General features: G+C 59.8%; 17 protein-coding genes. 7 read left to right on the forward strand and 10 right to left on the reverse strand.

Annotation, left to right across the window (positions count from 1 at the left end):
- Positions 1-3: 3 nt before the first annotated feature.
- From K7H21_RS00275 to K7H21_RS00305, 7 genes are all read right to left on the reverse strand, one after another.
- Complete coding sequence (locus K7H21_RS00275; RefSeq protein ID WP_004126812.1) at positions 4-906, reverse strand: EamA family transporter; 903 nt, start codon at positions 904-906, stop codon at positions 4-6.
- A 251-nt stretch (positions 907-1,157) separates the two neighbouring features.
- Positions 1,158-2,591, reverse strand: coding sequence for a PTS N-acetylmuramic acid transporter subunit IIBC (gene murP, locus K7H21_RS00280; RefSeq protein WP_112166081.1), 1,434 nt, complete (start codon positions 2,589-2,591; stop codon positions 1,158-1,160).
- A gap of 24 nt (positions 2,592-2,615) precedes the next feature.
- The gene (murQ, locus tag K7H21_RS00285; RefSeq protein WP_004126810.1) at positions 2,616-3,518 is read right to left on the reverse strand and encodes an N-acetylmuramic acid 6-phosphate etherase; all 903 of its coding nucleotides are present in this window, start codon (positions 3,516-3,518) and stop codon (positions 2,616-2,618) included.
- 161 nt (positions 3,519-3,679) lie between these two features.
- Entirely contained in the window at positions 3,680-4,846 is a 1,167-nt protein-coding gene (locus K7H21_RS00290) for a multidrug effflux MFS transporter (RefSeq protein WP_004126800.1), read from the reverse strand.
- Positions 4,847-4,896: 50 nt separating this feature from the next.
- Entirely contained in the window at positions 4,897-6,261 is a 1,365-nt protein-coding gene (locus tag K7H21_RS00295) for an efflux transporter outer membrane subunit (RefSeq protein ID WP_004126797.1), read from the reverse strand.
- Positions 6,262-6,264: 3 nt separating this feature from the next.
- Positions 6,265-9,372: a multidrug efflux RND transporter permease subunit EefB gene (eefB, locus tag K7H21_RS00300; RefSeq protein ID WP_213223366.1), complete on the reverse strand. Its 3,108-nt coding sequence runs from the start codon at positions 9,370-9,372 to the stop codon at positions 6,265-6,267.
- Positions 9,372-10,496: an efflux RND transporter periplasmic adaptor subunit gene (locus tag K7H21_RS00305; RefSeq protein WP_004126787.1), complete on the reverse strand. Its 1,125-nt coding sequence runs from the start codon at positions 10,494-10,496 to the stop codon at positions 9,372-9,374. The genes eefB and K7H21_RS00305 overlap by 1 nt, the downstream gene beginning before the upstream one ends.
- Positions 10,497-10,947: 451 nt before the next feature.
- Between K7H21_RS00305 and K7H21_RS00310 the strand changes: the two genes are divergently transcribed.
- Positions 10,948-11,364, forward strand: coding sequence for a GNAT family N-acetyltransferase (locus K7H21_RS00310; RefSeq protein ID WP_123828636.1), 417 nt, complete (start codon positions 10,948-10,950; stop codon positions 11,362-11,364).
- A 216-nt stretch (positions 11,365-11,580) separates the two neighbouring features.
- Here K7H21_RS00310 and K7H21_RS00315 read toward each other — a convergent pair whose 3' ends face one another.
- Positions 11,581-12,228 carry a TetR/AcrR family transcriptional regulator gene (locus K7H21_RS00315; protein WP_004126785.1) on the reverse strand — a complete coding sequence of 216 codons (648 nt, stop codon included), beginning with the start codon at positions 12,226-12,228 and terminating at the stop codon, positions 11,581-11,583.
- Positions 12,229-12,308: 80 nt separating this feature from the next.
- On the opposite strand from K7H21_RS00315, the gene K7H21_RS00320 reads away from it, so the two are divergent.
- Positions 12,309-13,805, forward strand: coding sequence for an MDR family MFS transporter (locus K7H21_RS00320; RefSeq protein ID WP_004126784.1), 1,497 nt, complete (start codon positions 12,309-12,311; stop codon positions 13,803-13,805).
- On the opposite strand, the gene K7H21_RS00325 is transcribed toward K7H21_RS00320, so the two are convergent.
- Positions 13,802-14,716 (reverse strand): LysR family transcriptional regulator, encoded by a 915-nt coding sequence (locus K7H21_RS00325; RefSeq protein WP_112166077.1) that lies wholly within the window; start codon positions 14,714-14,716, stop codon positions 13,802-13,804. The two genes, K7H21_RS00320 and K7H21_RS00325, sit on opposite strands and share 4 nt — an antisense overlap.
- A gap of 102 nt (positions 14,717-14,818) precedes the next feature.
- On the opposite strand from K7H21_RS00325, the gene K7H21_RS00330 reads away from it, so the two are divergent.
- From K7H21_RS00330 to K7H21_RS00345, 4 genes are all read left to right on the forward strand, one after another.
- Positions 14,819-15,439 carry a pyridoxamine 5'-phosphate oxidase family protein gene (locus K7H21_RS00330; protein WP_112166075.1) on the forward strand — a complete coding sequence of 207 codons (621 nt, stop codon included), beginning with the start codon at positions 14,819-14,821 and terminating at the stop codon, positions 15,437-15,439.
- A 275-nt stretch (positions 15,440-15,714) separates the two neighbouring features.
- Positions 15,715-16,185: a nuclear transport factor 2 family protein gene (locus K7H21_RS00335; RefSeq protein ID WP_049113163.1), complete on the forward strand. Its 471-nt coding sequence runs from the start codon at positions 15,715-15,717 to the stop codon at positions 16,183-16,185.
- Between the two features lie 161 nt (positions 16,186-16,346).
- Positions 16,347-17,156: a lipoprotein NlpA gene (nlpA, locus tag K7H21_RS00340; protein WP_032741986.1), complete on the forward strand. Its 810-nt coding sequence runs from the start codon at positions 16,347-16,349 to the stop codon at positions 17,154-17,156.
- Positions 17,157-17,180: 24 nt separating this feature from the next.
- On the forward strand, positions 17,181-18,041 hold the full coding sequence (locus K7H21_RS00345) for a DMT family transporter (protein WP_004126758.1): 861 nt from the start codon (positions 17,181-17,183) through the stop codon (positions 18,039-18,041).
- On the opposite strand, the gene K7H21_RS00350 is transcribed toward K7H21_RS00345, so the two are convergent.
- Positions 18,033-18,587 carry an NUDIX hydrolase gene (locus K7H21_RS00350; RefSeq protein ID WP_112166073.1) on the reverse strand — a complete coding sequence of 185 codons (555 nt, stop codon included), beginning with the start codon at positions 18,585-18,587 and terminating at the stop codon, positions 18,033-18,035. The two genes, K7H21_RS00345 and K7H21_RS00350, sit on opposite strands and share 9 nt — an antisense overlap.
- A 169-nt stretch (positions 18,588-18,756) precedes the next feature.
- Between K7H21_RS00350 and K7H21_RS00355 the strand changes: the two genes are divergently transcribed.
- On the forward strand, positions 18,757-19,536 hold the full coding sequence (locus K7H21_RS00355) for an MBL fold metallo-hydrolase (RefSeq protein ID WP_049113161.1): 780 nt from the start codon (positions 18,757-18,759) through the stop codon (positions 19,534-19,536).

Here is a 19,536-nt window from a genome sequence, read left to right on the forward strand (position 1 = left end):
TCCTCAGGCCGTTTTAACCCGCCGCCGCGAATCCATGGCGATCAGCACCACCGACGAGAGAATCAGCAGCGTGCCTAGCCAGTCCGGGAGGGTAAAGGTGATGCCGAGCAGCAGCAGAGAGAGCAGAGCGCTGCTCAACGGCTCCGCGCAGCTGAGGATCCCCGCCTTCGCGCCGCCAATCTTCTGCGCGCCGTTCAGGTAGAGGCTAAAGGTCAGCGAGGTGCCGATGACCACCAGGTAGAAAAAGGCCAGCAGCAGGCCGCCGGTCACCACAAAATGGTTGCCCTGTCCGGCGTAGAACGGCAGCAGCATCGCGCCGCCGAGCAGCATGCTCCAGCCGACAATCGGCAGCGTACCGTAGCGGGCAATCAGCGTCGAAGGGTAAGTCGTATAAAAAGCAGCGGCAAACGCTGAAGCAATCCCCCAGAACAGCGCCGTGGGGGAAATCGACAGCGTCGTTGGGTTGCCGTGGGTCACCAGCAGAAAAGTGCCCGCCAGCGAGGTGCCGATGGCCGCGAGCACCAGCGGGCTGGGGCGCGTTTTGCGGGCGATGGCAAACCAGGCGACGATAATCGTCGGCGACAGAAACTGCAGCACCGTCGCGGTGGCGGCGTTGGATTGCTCGATAGTCATCAGAAAGGTGTACTGCACGGTGAGCGCGCCGAATAGCGAAAAGATCAGCAGACTGACGGCGTCTTTACGGTTTTGCAGGACGCGGAAGATCTTATCGCCGTGGAAGAACGAGAGCATCAGAAGGATCAGGCCGGCGAACAACAGGCGCGTCATGGTCAGAAACGGCGATGACATCTGGCTTTGCTGCATAATATATTGCGCGCAGACGCCGGAACTGCCCCACAGCACGGCGGCGATCAGTACGTTCAGCATCCCTTTTTTGCTGGAGCCCATCTTTCCCTCAGGTGAAAATAGTGCGAAAGCAGTATCATAGCATGAGCACGTGTGGGAAGCGGGGCAGGAAATAGTCGCTGGATCCTTTATCAGATGTGTACCCTGGCCGACGTTGCCCGGCGGCGGCTAGCGCCTGACCGGGCAGACAGAAACGCGGCGCCACGTGCAAAAAATATTCAGCATGGGGCGTCATTGCCTCCCGCCATGTGGCGAATAAACTCACGTTTACCGCCGTGCGCCAGACGCGCCTCTTAGCTCAAATCAACGTTTTTACTGCCGAACAGCCAGGTCAGAGCGAAGCCGCACAGATAAGAGACCGCCAGCCCTGCGGCATACACCGCCATTCCGGCGTAGATCCCGCTGTTGGAGGTCATCAGCGGCAGTGCCACCAGCCCGGAAGGGCCAAATACCGTATTCAGGCCGACCGGTAGCCCCAGCCAGGCGATAAGCCCGAGAAAGAAACCGCCGCAGGCGCCGCCGAGGCAGGCGGTGATAAACGGCTTCATGCGCGGCAGCGTGACGCCATAAATCAGCGGTTCGCCGATGCCGAGGAAGCCGGGGATAATCGCCCCTTTAATCTGCGTACGCAGCAGAGAGCCGTGCTTCGCCCGCCAGAACAGCGCCAGCGCCGCGCCGACCTGTCCGGCCCCGGCCATCGCCAGAATCGGAAACAGCGAGTTAAACCCCTGCGCATCCACCAGCGCAAAATAGACCGGCACGAAGCCCTGATGGACGCCGAACATCACCGCCAGCAGGAACAGGCCGGCCAGCACCGCAGAGCCGAACGGGTTACCGTTAAGGTGCAGGAATAGCCATGACATTCCGGTAAACAGCCAGCCGCCGATAGGCATTATGACGGTAAAGGTGATCGCGCCCATGATCAGCAGCGTCACCGCCGAGGTGAGGATCATATCGAGGTTGGCAGGCATGATGCGGCGTACCTGTCGTTCCACCCATGCGCCGATAATCGCGGCGATAAGCACGCCGATAATATTGCCGCGCGGGTCGATACCGTGGCCGAAGAAGGTCGAAATTCCGGAATAGAAGCCGCTGGTAGCCTCCGGGTTATAGCCGAGGACAAACAGCGCAGCGATGATGGCCCCGTTGACCCCGGAGCCGCCGAAGGCTTTCTGGGCGTTATAGCCGATCAGGATGCTCAGGAAGGTAAACATCCCCTTGCTGAACACTTTCATGTAGCCGATCAGCGCCACCATCGTCGCGTTCGGATGCGCGTTTTCGAGGACAAATATCTGCTCCGCCAGGGTGGCGAACCCTAACAGCAGGCCGACGGCGATAAAACCGGGGATCAGCGGGGTGAAGATGGTGGCGAATTTAGCGAGGAATTTTTGGATGCCGCTGGTTTGCTTGTTCTTCAGCGCCTGCTTCTTCTCGGCGGCGACATCGGCCAGCGATGGCGCATCCGGCGGGGCATCTTCCAGTAACGCATTCATCATTTCAGCCGCGGTTTGCGCCTTGCCGGGGCCGAGCACGACCTGGAACTGCTCATCGCTGACGATAACCCCCATTACGCCCTCAATCTGACGGATGGCGGCGCTATCGGCCCGTGATTCATCGCGCAAAGTCAGGCGTAGCCGGGTCATACAGTTGCCCGCCTGCGCGACGTTACCGGCGCCGCCAACGTGTCGAAGGATCCGCGCTATCATCTCTTTATTTATTTTTGCCATTGCAGATTACCTGTTGGTCAGCGGTCAGGAGTGGCTCAGCGCCTTGCGAATGTAGCCGTTATTTTTTGCCAGCAGCGCCTGGGCCTCGGCGGCGCTTAAATCAGCCAGCACCATCACAATCGCCGTTTTGCAGTGGCGACCGCAGGCCTCCAGCGCGCTCTGGGCGGTTGCGCGATCGCATTCGGTCGCTTCCATGACGATGGACACCTGGCGCTCGATAAGCTTGGCGTTGGTCGCTTCAACATCCACCATCAGGTTACTGTAGACCTTACCGATGCGGATCATCGCCCCGGTGGAGATCATATTCAGCACCAGCTTCTGCGCTGTGCCTGCCTTCAGCCGCGTTGAGCCGGTAACGACTTCCGGGCCGACCACCGGCGTAATGGCGACGTCCGCCAGCTGGGCCATTTCCCCGTGCGGGTTGCAGCTGACGATGGCGACGAAAGCGTTCTGGCTGTGGGCATACTCCATGGCGCCGATGACGAACGGCGTGCGTCCGCTGGCCGCGAGCCCCACCAGCACATCGCGGCTGCTAAAATTAATATTCTGCAGATCCATTGCCCCTTGCGCTTTGTTATCTTCAACGTTCTCTACGGCGCTCAGAATCGCTTTATGGCCGCCCGCGATGATGCCCACTACCTGTTCGGGGCGAGTGCCAAAGGTCGGCGGACACTCGCTGGCGTCAAGGATCCCCAGACGACCAGAGGTCCCCGCGCCGATATAAATCAGTCGACCGCCCGCCTGCAGTGCCGCCGCGACCTTATCCACCACCTGGGCAATTTGCGCCAGATAAGGGGTGATGGCGTGAGCCACCTGCTGGTCTTCCTGGTTAATCACCGTCAGCATCTCTTCGGTGGAAAGGGTGTCAATGTTGGCGCTATTGGCGTTGCGGCGCTCGGTCAGCAGTTTACTCAGGTCGATACTCATAAGAACCTCTTCATTCACAGTGGCGGGCAGTATAAGGAATTAATTATTCCTTTCATGTGAAGGCTATCACGATTGGTGTTGAATGGATAATAGGAGATTTCAGCATTGGCGGGAAATATGGTGGTAATAAAATTGGAATATTTTATTACCACCGGAGGAGATTATGCGACAGAACGCGGTTTTTTCAGGCCAATCAGCAGCGCGGCCAGATAGCAAAGGGTCATCGCCAGGCTCATTTTGAGCATCGTTTCGCCGCCGAGTCCGGCCAGCGGCGCGGCAATCCCGCCGAACACAAACATCAGCGTGCCCATCAGGGCGGAAGCGGTGCCGGACTGGCTGGCGTTAATAGCATTCATCGCTTCCGAGCCGGCAATGGTACTGATGCCGCTCATCATGGAAACGGTAAAAAACAGGCCGACCAGCGCCAGCGTCGGCTGCGGTAGCCAGGCGAAGAGCAGGGTGATGGCGGCAAACGCCACCGCCAGCAATTGACCGCCGCGCAGCAGAGATTCGGCGCTGAAGCGGCGCGCCAGGCGGGAAAAGATCAGCGCCGCGATAATCAGCCCGATACCGTTAAGGCCGAACAGCAGGCTGAACTGCATCGCGCTCATGGCATATTCGCTCTGGATAACGAACGAAGACGAGCCGATATAGGAGAACAGCCCGGCCATCATAAACGCCTGAATCAGGCAGTAGCGCATAAAGCGGCGATTTTTCAGCACCGGAGTTTCATCCTGCCGCTGCGCAACCGATGCGGCGCTTTTTCCCGGCAGCGTTTCGTGCAGCACCGTCAGGCTGAGCAGCAGTAACACTACGCCGATCGCCGCCATCGCCCAGAACAGGATACGCCAGTCGAAGGCGGTAATGATCCAACCGCCAAGTACCGGTGAAAGCACCGGCGCGATGCCGTTTACGGTCATCAGCAGGGCGAAAAACTGGGTCAGCAGGGTGCCCTGATAGCGGTCTCGGGCGATGGATCGCGATAGCACCGAGCCGCCCGCGCCGGCGAAGCCCTGCAGAAATCGCCAGGCGATCAGCAGGTGAATGTCGTAGGTTATCGCGCACATCGCCGAGGAGAAGATAAACAGCAGCAGAGAGAGCGCCAGCGGCTTTTTACGACCAATGCGGTCGCTCAGCGGACCGAAAAACAGCTGCCCAAGGCCGAGGCCGATCAGCGCCGCGGTCAGCGAGAGCTGGGTCTGCGTGCCGGTAGCGCTAAGCTGCTGGGTAATTTCCGGCAGCGCGGGAAGATAGAAATCGGTACACAGCGGCCCAATGGCGCTGAGCAAACCGAGAACCACGACCCAGGAAAGGGAAATTCGGGACATACAAGCGAGCTCCTTGTCATCAAACCGGGCGCTGTCGCCCGGTAAAGGCGTTAGCTGGCGCCGCCTCCCAGCGACTGCCAGAGGGTGATGCGGTTTTCCAGGTCCGTTTGCTGGAGGGATATCAGGGTGGCCTGCGCCGACCACAGCGTTCGCTGGGCGGTCAGCACCGACAGATAATCTCCGACCCCGGCCTGATAGCTCTTCAGCGCGATATTCAGCGATTTCTGTTCCGCCGCGACGTATTTATTCTGCGCGTCCAGCTGTTCGCTGAGGGTTTCCCGCCGCGCCAGCGCGTCGGCGACATCTTTGAAAGCGCTCTGAATCGTTTTCTCATAGGTGGCGATCAGCCCCTTTTTCTCCGCTTCAGCGTAGCGTAGCTGCGCCAGGTTGCTACCGCCGGTAAACAGCGGCAGGCTGATGGACGGCGCGAATGACCATACCTGCATACCGTGGCTGAACAGCGACGAGAGCGAGTCGCTGCCGACCCCGGCGCTGGCGGTCAGCGAGATGGACGGGAAGAAATTGGCCCGCGCAGCGCCGATATCGGCGTTAGCGCTCTTCAGATTATGCTCCGCTTCCTGGATATCCGGGCGGCGCAGCAGTACCGATGAAGAGACGCCCGCCGGCACCAGGGTGATGCTGCGATCGCCAAGGCTTTCCAGCGTGCCGGGCAGCAAGCTATCCGGCACGGTTTCTCCGGCTAGCAGGTTGAGCGCATTTTTGTCCTGCGCCACCAGAGTGCGGTAGCTGGCGACGCTGGCGCGCGCCTGCTGGTACACGCTTTCGGCATCGCTCAGGTCGCCTGCCGAGGCGGTGCCGACTTCCATCTGGCGGGTGACGATGCGGCGCGAGTTCTCCGCGCTGGCCATGGTGTCCTGCGCCAGCGCCAGATTGCTGTTGTCCGCGGCGAGAGTTATCCATGCGGTGGTCAGATCGGCGATCATCGTCAGACGTGTATTCTGGGCGGTGAATTCGCTGGCAAGCCAGGTTTCCCGCGCGGCGCGCGTCAGGCTTTGATTCTTGCCAAACAGATCCAGTTCGAAGCTGGAGACCGCGCCGTCGGCTTCCGCTGCCGACGACAGGCCGCTGGCTACCGTTTTACTGCGGGTATGGCTCAGCTCGGCGTCGAGGGTCGGAAACAGCGAGGCGCGGGTTTCGCCAAACTGGGCGCGCGCGGCTTCGATATCGGCCAGCGCTTTCTGCACGTCGCGGTTGCTGGTCAACGCGATGTTCACCACTTTTTTGAGGCGGGCGTCATTCACCACCTGCTGCCAGTCGCTGACTACCGCAGTTGCCTCGCCGTGGCTGCCCGGCAGGGTCGCCGGGACCGGCGCGGCTGGACGTTCATAGTGCGGGTCGAGAGAGACGCAGCCCGCCGTCAGGAGCGCAACAAAAATTAAGGTAAAACGAAACATAACTTACTCCTGGGAAGAACGATGGCGGGTGAAGAAACGTTTCACCAGCACAAAGAACAGCGGCACGAAGAACACCGCCAGCAGCGTTGCGGTCAGGGTGCCGCCGATAATCCCGGTACCGATCGCCACGCGGCTGTTGGCCCCGGCTCCGGTGGCGATCGCCAGCGGCAGTACCCCGGCGATAAACGCCAGCGAGGTCATCACAATAGGGCGTAAACGGGTCTGCGCGGCGCGCATGGCGGCGCGCGAGAGGGAATAGCCCTCTTCCACCGCCGATTCGGCGAATTCAACGATCAGGATGGCGTTCTTTGACGACAGGCCGATGGTGGTTAATAGCGCCACCTGGAAGTAAACGTCATTGCTCAGACCGCGCATCCACGCCGCCAGCGCCGCGCCGAGCAGCCCAAGCGGGATCACCATGATCACCGAGAACGGCACCGACCAGCTCTCATACAGCGCCGCGAGGCACAGGAAGACCACCAGAATCGAGATAGCGTAGAGGCTCATCGCCTGGCCGCTGGCGAGTTTTTCCTGCAGCGACATGCCGCTCCACGCCCAGGTGGTGCCGGCGGGCAGGTTATTGGCTAAGGCCTCCATCTTGTCCATTGCCGCGCCGGAGCTGAAGCCGCTGGCGTTTTCGCCCTGGATTTCGAAGGCGGCGGAACCGTTGTAGCGCACCAGGCTTTCCGGGCCGTATTGCCAGCGGGTGGTGGCGAAGGCGGAGAACGGCGTCATGCTGTCGTCACTGCCGCGCACGAACCATTTACCGAGGTCAGACGGCACGGCGCGGGCGTCACTTTCGCCCTGGATATAGACCTTCTTCACGCGACCGCGATCGATAAAATCGTTAACGTAGGTTCCTCCCCAGGCGCTGGAGAGGGTATCGGTAACATCGCTTAGCGACAGCCCGAGCGACACGGCTTTGTTGTTATCAATATCCACCTGCAGCTGCGGCATTTGCGGCAGATCGTTGGCGCGAACTGACTGCAGCTCGGTACTTTGATTCGCCGCCGCCAGCAGCTGGCTGCGCATTTTCATCAGGCTATCGCGATCGGTACCGCCGCTGGCCATCAGTTCGAAGGTGAAACCGTTACTCTGCCCCAGGCCATCTACCGACGGCGGAGTCATGGCGAACAGGGTGGCGTCGCGAATGCTGCTGAGCTCTTTGGTGGCGCGCAGGGCGATGGCCTGAGCGGTATTTTCTTCGCCTTTACGTTCGGACCAGTTTTTCAGCGACACGAAGGCCATCCCGGCGTTTTGTCCGCTGCCGCTAAAGCTAAAGCCGTCGACGGTAAAGATCACGTCGGTATTGGCTTTCTCTTTCGTCAGGAACCAGTCGGTGACCTGGCGGCGAACCTCGGCGGTACGTACCGCCGTCGCCCCGGCGGGCAGCGTGTACTGGACCATGATTTCACCTTGATCTTCCGTCGGCAGGAAGCTGCCGGGTAGTTTCCACATTGCCAGCGCCATGCCGCCGCAAATCAGGACAAAAGCGCCCATCATCATTGCCGAGCGGCGCAGGCCGCCGACAACACGATGCTGATAGCCCTGCTCGGTGCGGCCCCACAGGCGGTTAAAGGCGCCGAAGAAGCCTTTGGTATGCGGTTTAGAATGGCTCAGCAGCGCGCCGCACAGCGCCGGGGTTAAGGTTAAGGCGACCACCACGGAGAGCATCATCGCCGAGATAATGGTCACCGAGAACTGGCGATAAATCACCCCGGTTGAGCCGCCGAAGAAGGCCATCGGCAGGAACACTGCCGAGAGCACCAGAGCAATGGCGATCAGCGCGCCGGAGATTTCGCCCATCGATTTTTCGGTGGCTTCCCGGGCGGGCAGCCCTTCGTCGCGCATGATACGCTCGACGTTTTCCACCACCACGATGGCGTCATCCACCAGCAAGCCTATCGCCAGCACCATCGCAAACAGCGTCAGGGTGTTAATGGAGTAGCCGAACAGCGCCAGCACGCCGAAGGTGCCCAGCAGCACGACCGGCACCGCCACCGCCGGGATCAGCGTGGCGCGGAAGTTTTGTAGGAACAGATACATCACGCAGACCACGAGGATAATCGCTTCGAACAGCGTCTGAATCACATCCTCCACCGAGATTTTGATGAATTCGGTGCTGTCTTTAGGGTAGGCGATATCGTAGCCCTGCGGCATCTGGCGCTGGAACTCGGCAATCTTGTTTTTCACCAGCGTCGCGGTATTCAGGGCGTTAGCGCCCGGCGCCATCATCACCGCGATCCCCGCAGCCGGGTGGTCGTTGAGATTGGCGGAGGCGGTGTAATCTTCGCTGCCCATCTCCACGCGGGCGACGTCGCTCAGGCGCACCACCGACCCGTCGCTCTTGCTCTTGACGATAATCTCTTTGAACTGGGCGACGGTTTGCAGTCGCGACTGGGCACGGACGGTGGCGGTCAGCTGCTGCGCGTTGGCGGCGGGCAGGGCGCCGATTTTACCGGCGGACACCTGCACGTTCTGCGCCTCTATCGCCGATTGCACATCGGATGGCATCAGCGAATAGGAGGCCAGTTTGGTCGGGTCCATCCAGATGCGCATGGCGTACTCCGCGCCGAACACCTGCAGGCTGCCGACGCCTTCAATACGCGCCATCGGGTCCTGCATATTGCTGACCAGCCAGTCGGAGATATCGGAGCTGGTGGCTTTGTTGTTTTTGTCATACACCGCGAGGATCAGCAGGAAGCTGCTCTGCGATTTCTCCACCGTCACGCCGGATTGCTGAACTTCGCTCGGCAGGCGCGACTCCGCCTGCTGCACTTTGTTCTGCACCTGAACCTGGGCGGTATCCGGATCGGTACCCTGCTCAAAGGTGACGGTAATGCTGACCGAGCCGTCGGAACTGCTGGTGGACGTAAAGTAGAGCAGGTTGTCCAGTCCGGTGAGCTGCTGCTCGATAACCTGGGTGACGCTGTTTTCCAGGGTTTCCGCAGAAGCCCCGGTGTAGGTAGCGGAGATTTTTATCGCCGGCGGGGCGACGTCAGGATACTGGGCGACCGGCAGGGTGCGGATAGCCAGAATCCCGGCGAGCATAATCAGAATGGCGATAACCCAGGCGAAGACCGGGCGGCGCACGAAGAAACGGGAAAACATCAGGCATTGCCTCCGTCATTTTTGACTTCGGCGGCTTTTACCTGCTGGCCGGGCGCGACTTTGCTGGTCCCTTCGACAATCAGCCGGTCGCCGCTCTTCAGGCCGTTGACGATAAGCCATTTGTCGCCGTAGGTTTCGCCGGTTTCCACGCTGCGCTGTTCAACCTTGTTATTAGCGTCAACCACCAGCGCGGTGGCATCGCCTTTGGCATCGCGGGTGATGCCCTGCTGCGGGGCGAGAATCGCACCGTTCATGATGCCTTCGTCTATGCGGGCGCGAACGAACATCCCCGGCAGCAGCACGTGCTGCGGATTGGGAAAGACCGCGCGCAGCGTGACCGAACCGGTCGATTCATCTACCGCCACTTCGGTCAGCGCCAGGCGACCTTTTTCGCTATAGGTGCTGCCATCTTCAAGAGTCAGGGTGACGTTAAGGGTATCGCTGTTGCTCGCCAGGCTTTGCTTACGCAGGCGCAGCAGATCGACGCTGGATCGGGTGAGATCGACGTACATCGTATCCAGTCCGCGGATCGTCGCCAGCGCGGTATCCTGATCGGCGGACACCAGCGCGCCCGGGGTGACGGAAGAGATGCCGATGCGCCCGGCAATCGGTGCGGTCACGGTGGTCCAGTTCAGGTTGATGCGCGCGCTTTCCAGCGCCGCTTTTTTCGACTCGACGCTGGCCTTATCCTGATTACAGGTCGCTATCGCGTCATCGGCGTCCTGACGGGAGACGCCGTTATCTTTGACCAGCACCGCGTAGCGCTGGGCTTTTTGGCAGTCGGCGATGACCAGCGCCTGGGCCTGTTTCAGCGAGGCGGCGGCTTCGTTAAACGTCGCGCGATAGCTTGACGGATCGATTTGGTATAGCGCCTGCCCGGCTTTGACCATGTCACCCTCGGTAAACAGGCGTTTTTGCACGATACCGCCCACCTGCGGGCGCACTTCGGCGCTAAGCGAGGCGGTGGTGCGTCCGGTCAGGCTGCTCACCACCGGGACAGGCTGGCTTTGCAGGGTCACGACGCCGACTTCCTGCGTCATCGGCTGCGGGGAAGCGTTTTGCGCATTATCGCACCCGCTAAGGAGAAATAATGCTGCTGCGATGGGGGCTAAAGTATATTTCATTATATTTTCTCAGGATGAACGACGTCCGCCCCGCAAATTTACTGGCGGGGTGATGGGCCGGGCGATGATGCATCTCCGGGCAAGCACAAATAACCAAATGGGAAGTAAATATTCCTGTTTGCAGTAAATGACCCTGCGAATACCGATATTAATTAAACGGTTTTTCCGACAGTTTCCCGTGCGGCGAATACGGTATCAGACGGCGGTTACAGGCTCTGAACCGAGGAGTGACGCCAGCTACAGGGCATTTTCATGGGATTCTCCATGGTTTGTGTTTTTGAGAATGATCGTTCTCATTTTTCCCATTATACGTCTGAACCGAATGATGGGAAGATTTTTTACACAAAATTTAGTGCAGGGAATTTAGTCAGGAAATAATGGAGAAAAAAAGGATATTTTGTGAAAGTAGGATGGTGAGTGGTCTATGAAAAATAAAAGATGGAGATAATCAATGACATTAATAATAACAGAGAAGATTAATCCCGCCGATCAGGAAGAGCTGCTGACGGGGCTGCGGGAATTCAATCTGCGCTTTCTGGACCCGGCCCAGTTCGGCGAGCTGGGCGTTTATTCACGCGATGCTGCTGGCGAGATGCGCGGGGGATTGATTGCCAAACGCAAGGGCAGCTGGCTGTGTATTGAATATCTGTGGGTCAGCGAAACGTCGCGCGGCAGCGGCCTTGGCAGCGAGCTGATGTATGAAGCGGAAAACCAGGCGCGGGAGCGCGGCTGCAGCCATATGCTGGTGGATACGTTCAGCTTCCAGGCGCTGCCGTTTTATCAGAAGCTGGGCTATCAGCTGCAGATGTCGCTGCCGGACTTCCCGCACGCGGGTATGCAGCGCCATTATTTATCGAAAGTATTGTAAAGCAGGCCCAGGAGATCCTCCCGGAGGCGGCGCTATGCGCCTGTCCGGGCAATCCGAACGCAGGCGGCTGTGAAGCGGGTTGTATCTCCCGGATGGCGGCTGTCGCCTTATCCGGGCTACCCGAACGCAGGCGGTTGTGAACCGGATTGTATTCCCCGGATTGCAGACGGCTGTGCACCTGTAGCCCGGCTAAGCGCAGCGCGAGCCGGGGGGGATTCAGCCGCCGATCCCGCTGCTTATCAGCGCCAGGGCGTGGCTGACAATCATTTGCCTGTCCACCGATTGCAACCGCGGATCGGTGTGGGTGCGGGAAAAAGGTACCAGCACCAGGCTTATCAGGGTGGTAAACAGCAGCTCCGGGGAGAGTGCCGGATTAAGCTTGCCCTCCCGCTGCCAGCGGCGCACCGTCTCCAGCATCTTGTGGTACTTCTCATCGCCAAAACGCGCGTGCATATGCTGGCGCAGCACCGGCATCTCGCCGATGATCTCCTGCATCCACAGCGGCGCGAACCACGCGTTTTTCTCCGCCATCATCGCCAGGGATTCGATCAGCAGCGTAAAAGCGGTGACCGGATCGTCGCCGTGCGCGACAAAAATTTGTCCGATCTCGCTGCGTAGCGGCATAAAGCGCTCTTCGACCAGCTTTTCCACCAGCGCTTCGCGCGAGCTGAAGTAGTAGTGCAGCATCGCGGGCGTTACCCCCGCCTCTTTGGCAATGGCGTTCAGCGAAATGCGGGCGATCCCGTGGCGGGCAAACAGCGCCAGGGCAATATCCATCAGCTGTTCGCGGTTGGCGGGGCCGGATTTCTGCCCGCGAGGGCGACCGGGCCGACGCGGGGCTTCATTGTCTTTTTGTGCTGACATCGTGTGGCGATCCCTTGACCAGATTCATCATTTCCCTAAATATTAATTATGCATTTAATTAATTTCAAGCGAGTCATGCTATGACAACTGAAATCGCCAGCCAACCGGCGGTCCCCTCAATCCGCCTGCTCTTCAGCGCCCTGCTGCTGGTGATGCTGCTCTCGGCGCTGGATCAGACTATTGTCTCCACCGCGCTGCCGACCATCGTCGGCGAGCTCGGCGGACTGGATAAGCTCTCCTGGGTGGTCACCGCCTACATCCTGAGTTCGACCATCGCGGTGCCGCTGTACGGCAAATTCGGCGATCTCTTCGGGCGCAAAATCGTCTTGCAGGTAGCGATTGTGCTGTTTCTTGCCGGTTCCGCCCTCTGCGGGCTGGCGCAAAATATGACTCAACTGGTGCTGATGCGCGCTCTGCAGGGGCTCGGCGGCGGCGGCCTGATGGTGATCAGCATGGCGGCGGTGGCTGACGTCATCCCGCCGGCGCATCGCGGCCGCTATCAGGGCCTGTTCGGCGGCGTCTTTGGCCTGGCGACGGTAATTGGGCCGTTAATCGGCGGCTTCCTGGTGCAGCACGCCTCCTGGCGCTGGATTTTTTACATCAACCTGCCGCTTGGGCTGTTTGCGCTGCTGGTGATCGGCGCGGTCTTTCACAGCAGCAACAAACGCAGCCAGCATCAGATCGACTGGCTGGGGGCGATTTACCTCAGCATGGCGCTGCTGTGTATCATCCTGTTTACCTCCGAGGGCGGCAGCGTCCGCGCGTGGAGCGACCCGCAGCTGTGGTGCATCCTGGCGTTCGGCCTGGTCGGGATTATCGGCTTTATTCATGAAGAGCGGCTGGCCAGCGAGCCGATTATTCCGCTCTCCTTGTTCCGCAACCGCAGCTTTTTGCTATGCAGCCTGATTGGCTTTGTTATCGGCATGGCGCTGTTCGGCTCGGTGACCTTTCTGCCGCTCTATTTACAGGTGGTTAAAGAAGCGACGCCGACCGAGGCGGGCCTGCAGCTGATTCCGCTGATGGGCGGCCTGCTGCTGACGTCAATCATCAGCGGGCGCATTATCAGCCGTACCGGTAAGTATCGGGTGTTTCCGATTATCGGCACCCTGCTGGGGGTGGTCGGCATGGTGCTGCTGACGCGCATTACCATCCACTCCGCGATGTGGCAGCTCTATCTGTTTACCGGGGTACTAGGAGCGGGTTTGGGACTGGTGATGCAGGTGCTGGTGCTGGCAGTGCAGAACGCGATGCCCGCGCAGATGTACGGGGTGGCGACCTCCGGGGTCACGCTGTTTCGATCGATTGGCGGCTCCATCGGCGTGGCGCTGTTCGGGGCGGTATTTACCCACGTGCTGCAAAGCAATCTTCAGCGCCTGCTACCTGAGGGGGCACAGTTGCCGAGGGCGCTGAACCCGGCGGCGGTACAGAATCTCCCGGCGGAGATCCGCCTCGATTATCTGGACGCCTTCGGATCCGCTATCCATGCGGCGTTTCTGATGGCGGCCTGCATTATGGCGGTGGCGTTTGCCCTCTCCTGGCTACTGAAAGAAGCGCCGCTGAAAACCAGCGTGCGCTAGACGGCGGCGGCGATACGCAACAGCGCCTGACGCAGAGCCGGCGCGGCGAAATCGATGAATTTACGCAGCTTAAGCGGAGCCAGATCCCGGGAGGTGTACAGCAGGTGCACCGGCGCAGGTTCCGGTTCCATCGCCTGCAGGAAAAGCGTCAGTTCGCCGCAGGCCAGACCGTCAATCGCCTGGTAGTGCAGCAGGCGCGCCACGCCTGCCCCCAGACGGGCGGCGTCGGCGGCGCTCTCCGGCGTGGTCAGCGACAGCACCGGCTGCAGCGCCACCAGCCGGTCCTCCGCCTCTTCGGCGTTAAAGCGCCAGCCGCGATAAGGCATTGGCGATTCAATACGAATGATCGGTAGCGCGGCCAGTTCGCGCGGGCGTTCAGGTATGCCGTGTTTTTCCAGCAAAGCCGGGTGCGCACAGGTGACGATGCGCATCTCGCCCAGCCGGGTGGCCACCATCCCGCTGTCCGGCAGGGTGCCGATCCGTACCGCTAAATCAATATGATCGCCCACCAGATCGGCGTTGCGGTCGCTAAGCAGTAAACGGACGCGAATCTGCGGGTAACGGGCGAGAAAATCCGTCACCACCGGTAAAACATGCTGACGGCCAAACATGGTCGGCGCCGAGAGAACCAGCTCGCCTTTTGGCTCCTGATATTCGCCCGCCGCCTGGCGCTCGGCGTTCTCCACCTCTTCGAGAATGCGCCGCGCGGCGGCGACATAATCGACGCCGGCATCGGTCAGCGTCAGCTTGCGGGTGGTGCGGATCATCAGGCGCACGCCGAGGGTATTTTCCAGTTCGCCAACCTGGCGGCTAACGGTGGTCAGCGGCATATTCAACGCCCGCGCCGCCGCCGACATGCTGCCGAGCTCGGTAATTTTCACCAGCAGCGCCATCGCGCTGAGTCGGTCCATAATTATCCCGTTTTACGGAAAGATGATTGTCATATTCCCACTATTATCTTTTCTGCCAGCACAGTCCATGATGAGTTACGCCGCAACGCATCGGGAGGAACTATGCCAGCAGAATTTCTTGATATCGCCATGACGCCGGACGTGATGGCTGTCCAGCATGAAATGGGCAGCAATGAGCTGTGGCAGTCGCCGCATCGCCAGCGCCGGGGTGAGCGCTTCGGCGCCAGCGAGGAGGCGATGATTGCCACCCGCGACAGCTTCTATCTGGCCACTCTTTCGCAAACCGGCTGGCCCTATATTCAGCATCGCGGCGGTCCGGTGGGCTTTCTGCATCTGCTGGATGAAACCACCCTGGCGATGGCGGATTTTTCCGGTAATCGCCAGTACATCACCACCGGCAACCTGCGCGGCAGCGATCGGGCCTGCCTGTTTTTGATGGATTACCCGCGCCGTGCCAGGCTGAAAATCTACGCCACCGTAGAGGTGACGGCGGCGGATGCCGACCCGCAGCTGCTGGCGCGGGTCGCGCCGGAGAACTATCGGGCCCGGATTGAGCGTATTTACCGTTTTCATTTGCAGGCTTTTGACTGGAACTGCCCCCAGCATATTACTCCCCGCTACACCGCTCAGCAGGTGGCGGAGTATAGCCAGACGCTGCAACAGCGTATTGACGAACTGGAGCGGGAAAATCAGCGCCTGCAGCAGCTTATATACCCCAAATAATTCGAGTTGCTTAAAGGCGGCAAGGGAGTGACAAATTCGTCGGGAACGAATTTGACCAGCCGAAGGCTGGCCTCCGGTGAGAGGCAGGAGCCTTTTATTAATCCCCAGGAGCATAGATAACTATGTGACTGGGGGGAACGACAAATCTGCCGGGAGCAGATTTGAACGTCGCTTGCGACGGCCCGTGAGGGCGAGGCCCATGGATGGGCCGAGTAATCCATAGCCAACACATAAGCAACTTGAAGTATGAAGGGTATTCATACAGGAGATTCATGATGACCGAACAACGTCCGCCTCTGCCGCCGTTCACCCGCGAGAGCGCCGCGCAAAAAGTCCGTGCCGCAGAAGATGGCTGGAACAGCCGCGATGCCGCTAAGGTCGCCCTGGCCTATACCGTCGATAGCGAATGGCGTAACCGCAGCGAATTTGTTCACGGCAGAACGCAGATTATCGACTTCCTGCAGCGCAAATGGCGTAGAGAGCAGGAGTACCGGCTGATTAAGGAGCTGTGGGCATGGAGCGATAACCGTATTGCGGTACGCTTTGCCTATGAGTGGCAAGATGACAGCGGCAACTGGTTTCGCTCTTACGGCAACGAGAACTGGGAGTTTGATCGGCACGGACTGATGCATACGCGCTACGCCTGCATTAACGATCTGCCCATCACCGAGAGCGAGCGTCTGTTTCACTGGCCCCAGGGCCGCCGCCCGGACGATTACCCGGGATTGAGTGAGCTGGGGCTGTAAGGCGCGTCCCCGTTCTGCGCAGCGAGCCGCCCCCCGGGAGAAAGGGGGAAGATGATTTTATTTCCGGTTGCGGTTTTTGCGTTTAAAACCTCGCCATAAAGTCGTTATAGTTTCAGACGAAAAATAATAACGATTTTCTATGGACTGATGGGGTTATAACAATGAAATTGCGTTTACGGACAGCCGCCGCCGTGGTGCTGGCGGGCCTGCTGCTGGCGGGCTGCGACCAGAAGGGCAGCGATGCGAAGCACATTAAAGTCGGCGTCATTAACGGCGCGGAACAGGATGTGGCGGAAGTGGCGAAGAAAGTGGCCAAAGAGAAATATGGTCTCGACGTGGAGCTGGTGGGCTTTAGCGGCTCGCTGCTGCCGAATGAGTCCACCAACGCTGGCGATCTGGACGCCAACGTCTTTCAGCACCGCCCGTTCCTCGAACAGGATAATAAAGCCCACAACTATCGTCTGGTGGCGGTGGGCAACACCTTCGTCTTCCCGATGGCGGGCTACTCGCGCAAAATAAAATCCGTCGCCGAGCTGAAAGACGGCGCGACCATCGCTATTCCGAACGACCCGACCAACCTGGGCCGCGCGCTGCTTCTGCTGCAGCAGGAAAAGCTGATTACCCTTAAAGCGGGCACTGGCCTGCTGCCGACGGCGGTCGATATCACCGATAACCCGCATAACCTGAAAATTATGGAGCTGGAAGGGGCGCAGCTGCCGCGCGTCATCGACGACCCGAAAGTTGACGTGGCGATCATCAGCACCACCTACCTGCAGCAGACCGGCCTTTCACCGGTGCGCGACGGTATCTTTATTGAAGATAAAAACTCGCCCTATGTGAACATCATCGTGACCCGTGAAGACAACAAAGACGCGGAAAACGTCAAAGCGTTTATCCACTCCTACCAGTCGCCGGAAGTGGCGAAGGCGGCGGAGACCATCTTCAACGGCGGCGCGGTGCCCGGCTGGTAATGACTGACACAAGGAGACGTGGCGATGACCCGGCAACGCCAGGCTGATTTGCTGCTCATAGCCGCGACGGTTATCGCCGCCTGCGGATGGATTTTTTCCCGGGAAGCGATTGCCGGCATGCCGGTTTTCGCTTTCCTCGGCCTGCGTTTTTTCTTCGCCGCGCTGCTGCTGCTACCTTTCTGCCGCGGCCTGCGCGTCGAGAGGCAGCAGTGGCCGCGCATGATTATCAGCGGCCTGTGGTTTGCGCTAAACCTGTGCCTGTGGATCTATTCGGTATCGACGACCCCGTCGCTGGGCGAAGGGGCGTTTATCATGAGCCTGTCGATGCTGTTCGTGCCGCTTACCGCATGGGTGATGATGAAGGCGCGGCCGGCGCGGGCCTACTGGGAGTGCCTGCCGATTGCCATTGTCGGCCTCGGATTGCTCAGCCTGCATATGCCGATTGCGTTTCACCCCAGCCAGGGCTGGTTTCTGCTGACCGCGCTGGTGCAGTCGATCTGGTTTTGCTACACCAGCAAAAGCGCCCGCGAGGTGCCGCTGATCCCGCTGACTACCGTGCAGCTAGGCATCACCGGGATTGTCGGGCTGGGGATTTCCGCCGCCGTTGAAAGCTGGACTCAGCCGTTTACCCTGCCGACCTTCGGCTGGCTGCTCGCCAGCATCGTTATCGCCACCAGCCTGCGCTTCGGCCTGCAAATGAAGGGGCAGAAGTACGCGGCGGTCGCCAGCGCGGCGATTATAATGGTGCTGGAACCGCTGCTGACGGTGATTGCCGCCGCGCTGTGGTACGGCGAACAGCTGCCGTTGCAGAAGATTATCGGCGGTGTGCTGATCCTCGTCGCCCAGCTGTGGTTTCGCTGGCGGATGCTGAAACCGTTACGCTAAACCGGTGCGCCGTTGCGCCATCAGATGCAGCAGCGGCACCAGCGATAGCCCGTCCGGCATCTCGCCGCGGGCGATCAGCTGGCCAATCTCTTCGAGGGTAAACCAGCCCGTTTCCATCACCTCATCCTGATCTTCATCCATCCCCACCCAGGTTAAATCACTGGCAAGCCAGGTGATAAACAGCTGGTCGCTGCTGCCATAGGATGGGTTATAGCGGATGATTTCGTCGGCGCGCTGCGCCTGCCAGCCGGTCTCTTCCCGCAGCTCGCGCAGGGCCGCCTCGCGCGGGTCTTCCTCTTCATCAACGCCGCCTGAAGGAACGGCCCACACCACCCGATCGATCAGGTAACGGTAGTGGCGAATCAGCAGCACTTTGTCATCCTGCATCGCCACAATCCCCACCGCCGGGCGAGGATAGTGAATGGAGTAAAAATCCCGCCGATCGCCGGGCGCCATATCAATTCCGACCTTGCGCATGCTGAACCATGGGGTGTCTGCCAGAACTTCAACATCGTGCATATCGGCGGAAGTGAGTTTCTTTTTCATCGTAGCTACTGTTCCTCAACGTTGAGCGTTCAGCACATCATAGCCGGGAGCCAATGGCAACCGTCGCAGATTGGCCCGATTTCATCGTTCATTGCCCAAACGCCCATATTGCGCCAGGCTTGTGGGACGTACGATGTTCGCCAGATAACCGCGAAGAGGAATGAACATCATGAAAATCACCCATGTGCGTAATGCTACCCAGCTTATTGAATATGCGGGTAAAAAGTTTCTGATTGACCCGATGCTTTCAGCCAGGGGCGCCTGGGCGGGTTTCGCCGGTACCGCGCGCAGCGAGTTGCGTAACCCACTAGTGGAATTACCTTTTTCCATTGAAGCGATCGTTGACGTGGATGCCGTTATCGTCACCCACACCCATGATGATCACTGGGACGAGGCGGCGATCGCCGCGATCCCCAAAACCCTGCCGGTTTACGTCCAGCATGACGCCGACGCTCAGCTGCTGGGCGGCCAGGGCTTTCGCGATATTCGTCTGCTCTCTGAGGGCAGCGCGTTTGCTGACGTTGCGCTGGTGAAAACCACCTCGGGCCAGCACGGCAGCGATCGCACCTATGCGGTGCCGGCAATGGCCGAGCGCCTGGGCGAAGCCTGCGGCGTGGTGCTGCGCCATCCGCAGGAGAAAACCCTGTGGCTGGTGGGGGACACCATCTGGCGCGATGAAGTGGAAGCCGACATGCTCAGGCTGCGCCCTGACGTAGTGGTGTTGAATGCCGGGTATGCGCACGTCATCGGTTTTGGGCCGATCATCATGGGCAAAGAGGATGTGCTGAAGGCGCACTTCACCCTACCGGAAGCCAAAATTGTCGCCAGCCATCTGGAGGCGGTGAACCACTGTCTGCTCAGCCGCGATGAGCTACGCCAGTACGTGGCTGACAATCAGATTGCCGAGGCGGTCAGCATCCCGCAGGATGGGGAAAGTATGGTCTTTTAA

The organism is Klebsiella sp. CTHL.F3a (genome assembly GCF_019890895.1).
GTDB lineage: Bacteria > Pseudomonadota > Gammaproteobacteria > Enterobacterales > Enterobacteriaceae > Klebsiella > Klebsiella grimontii.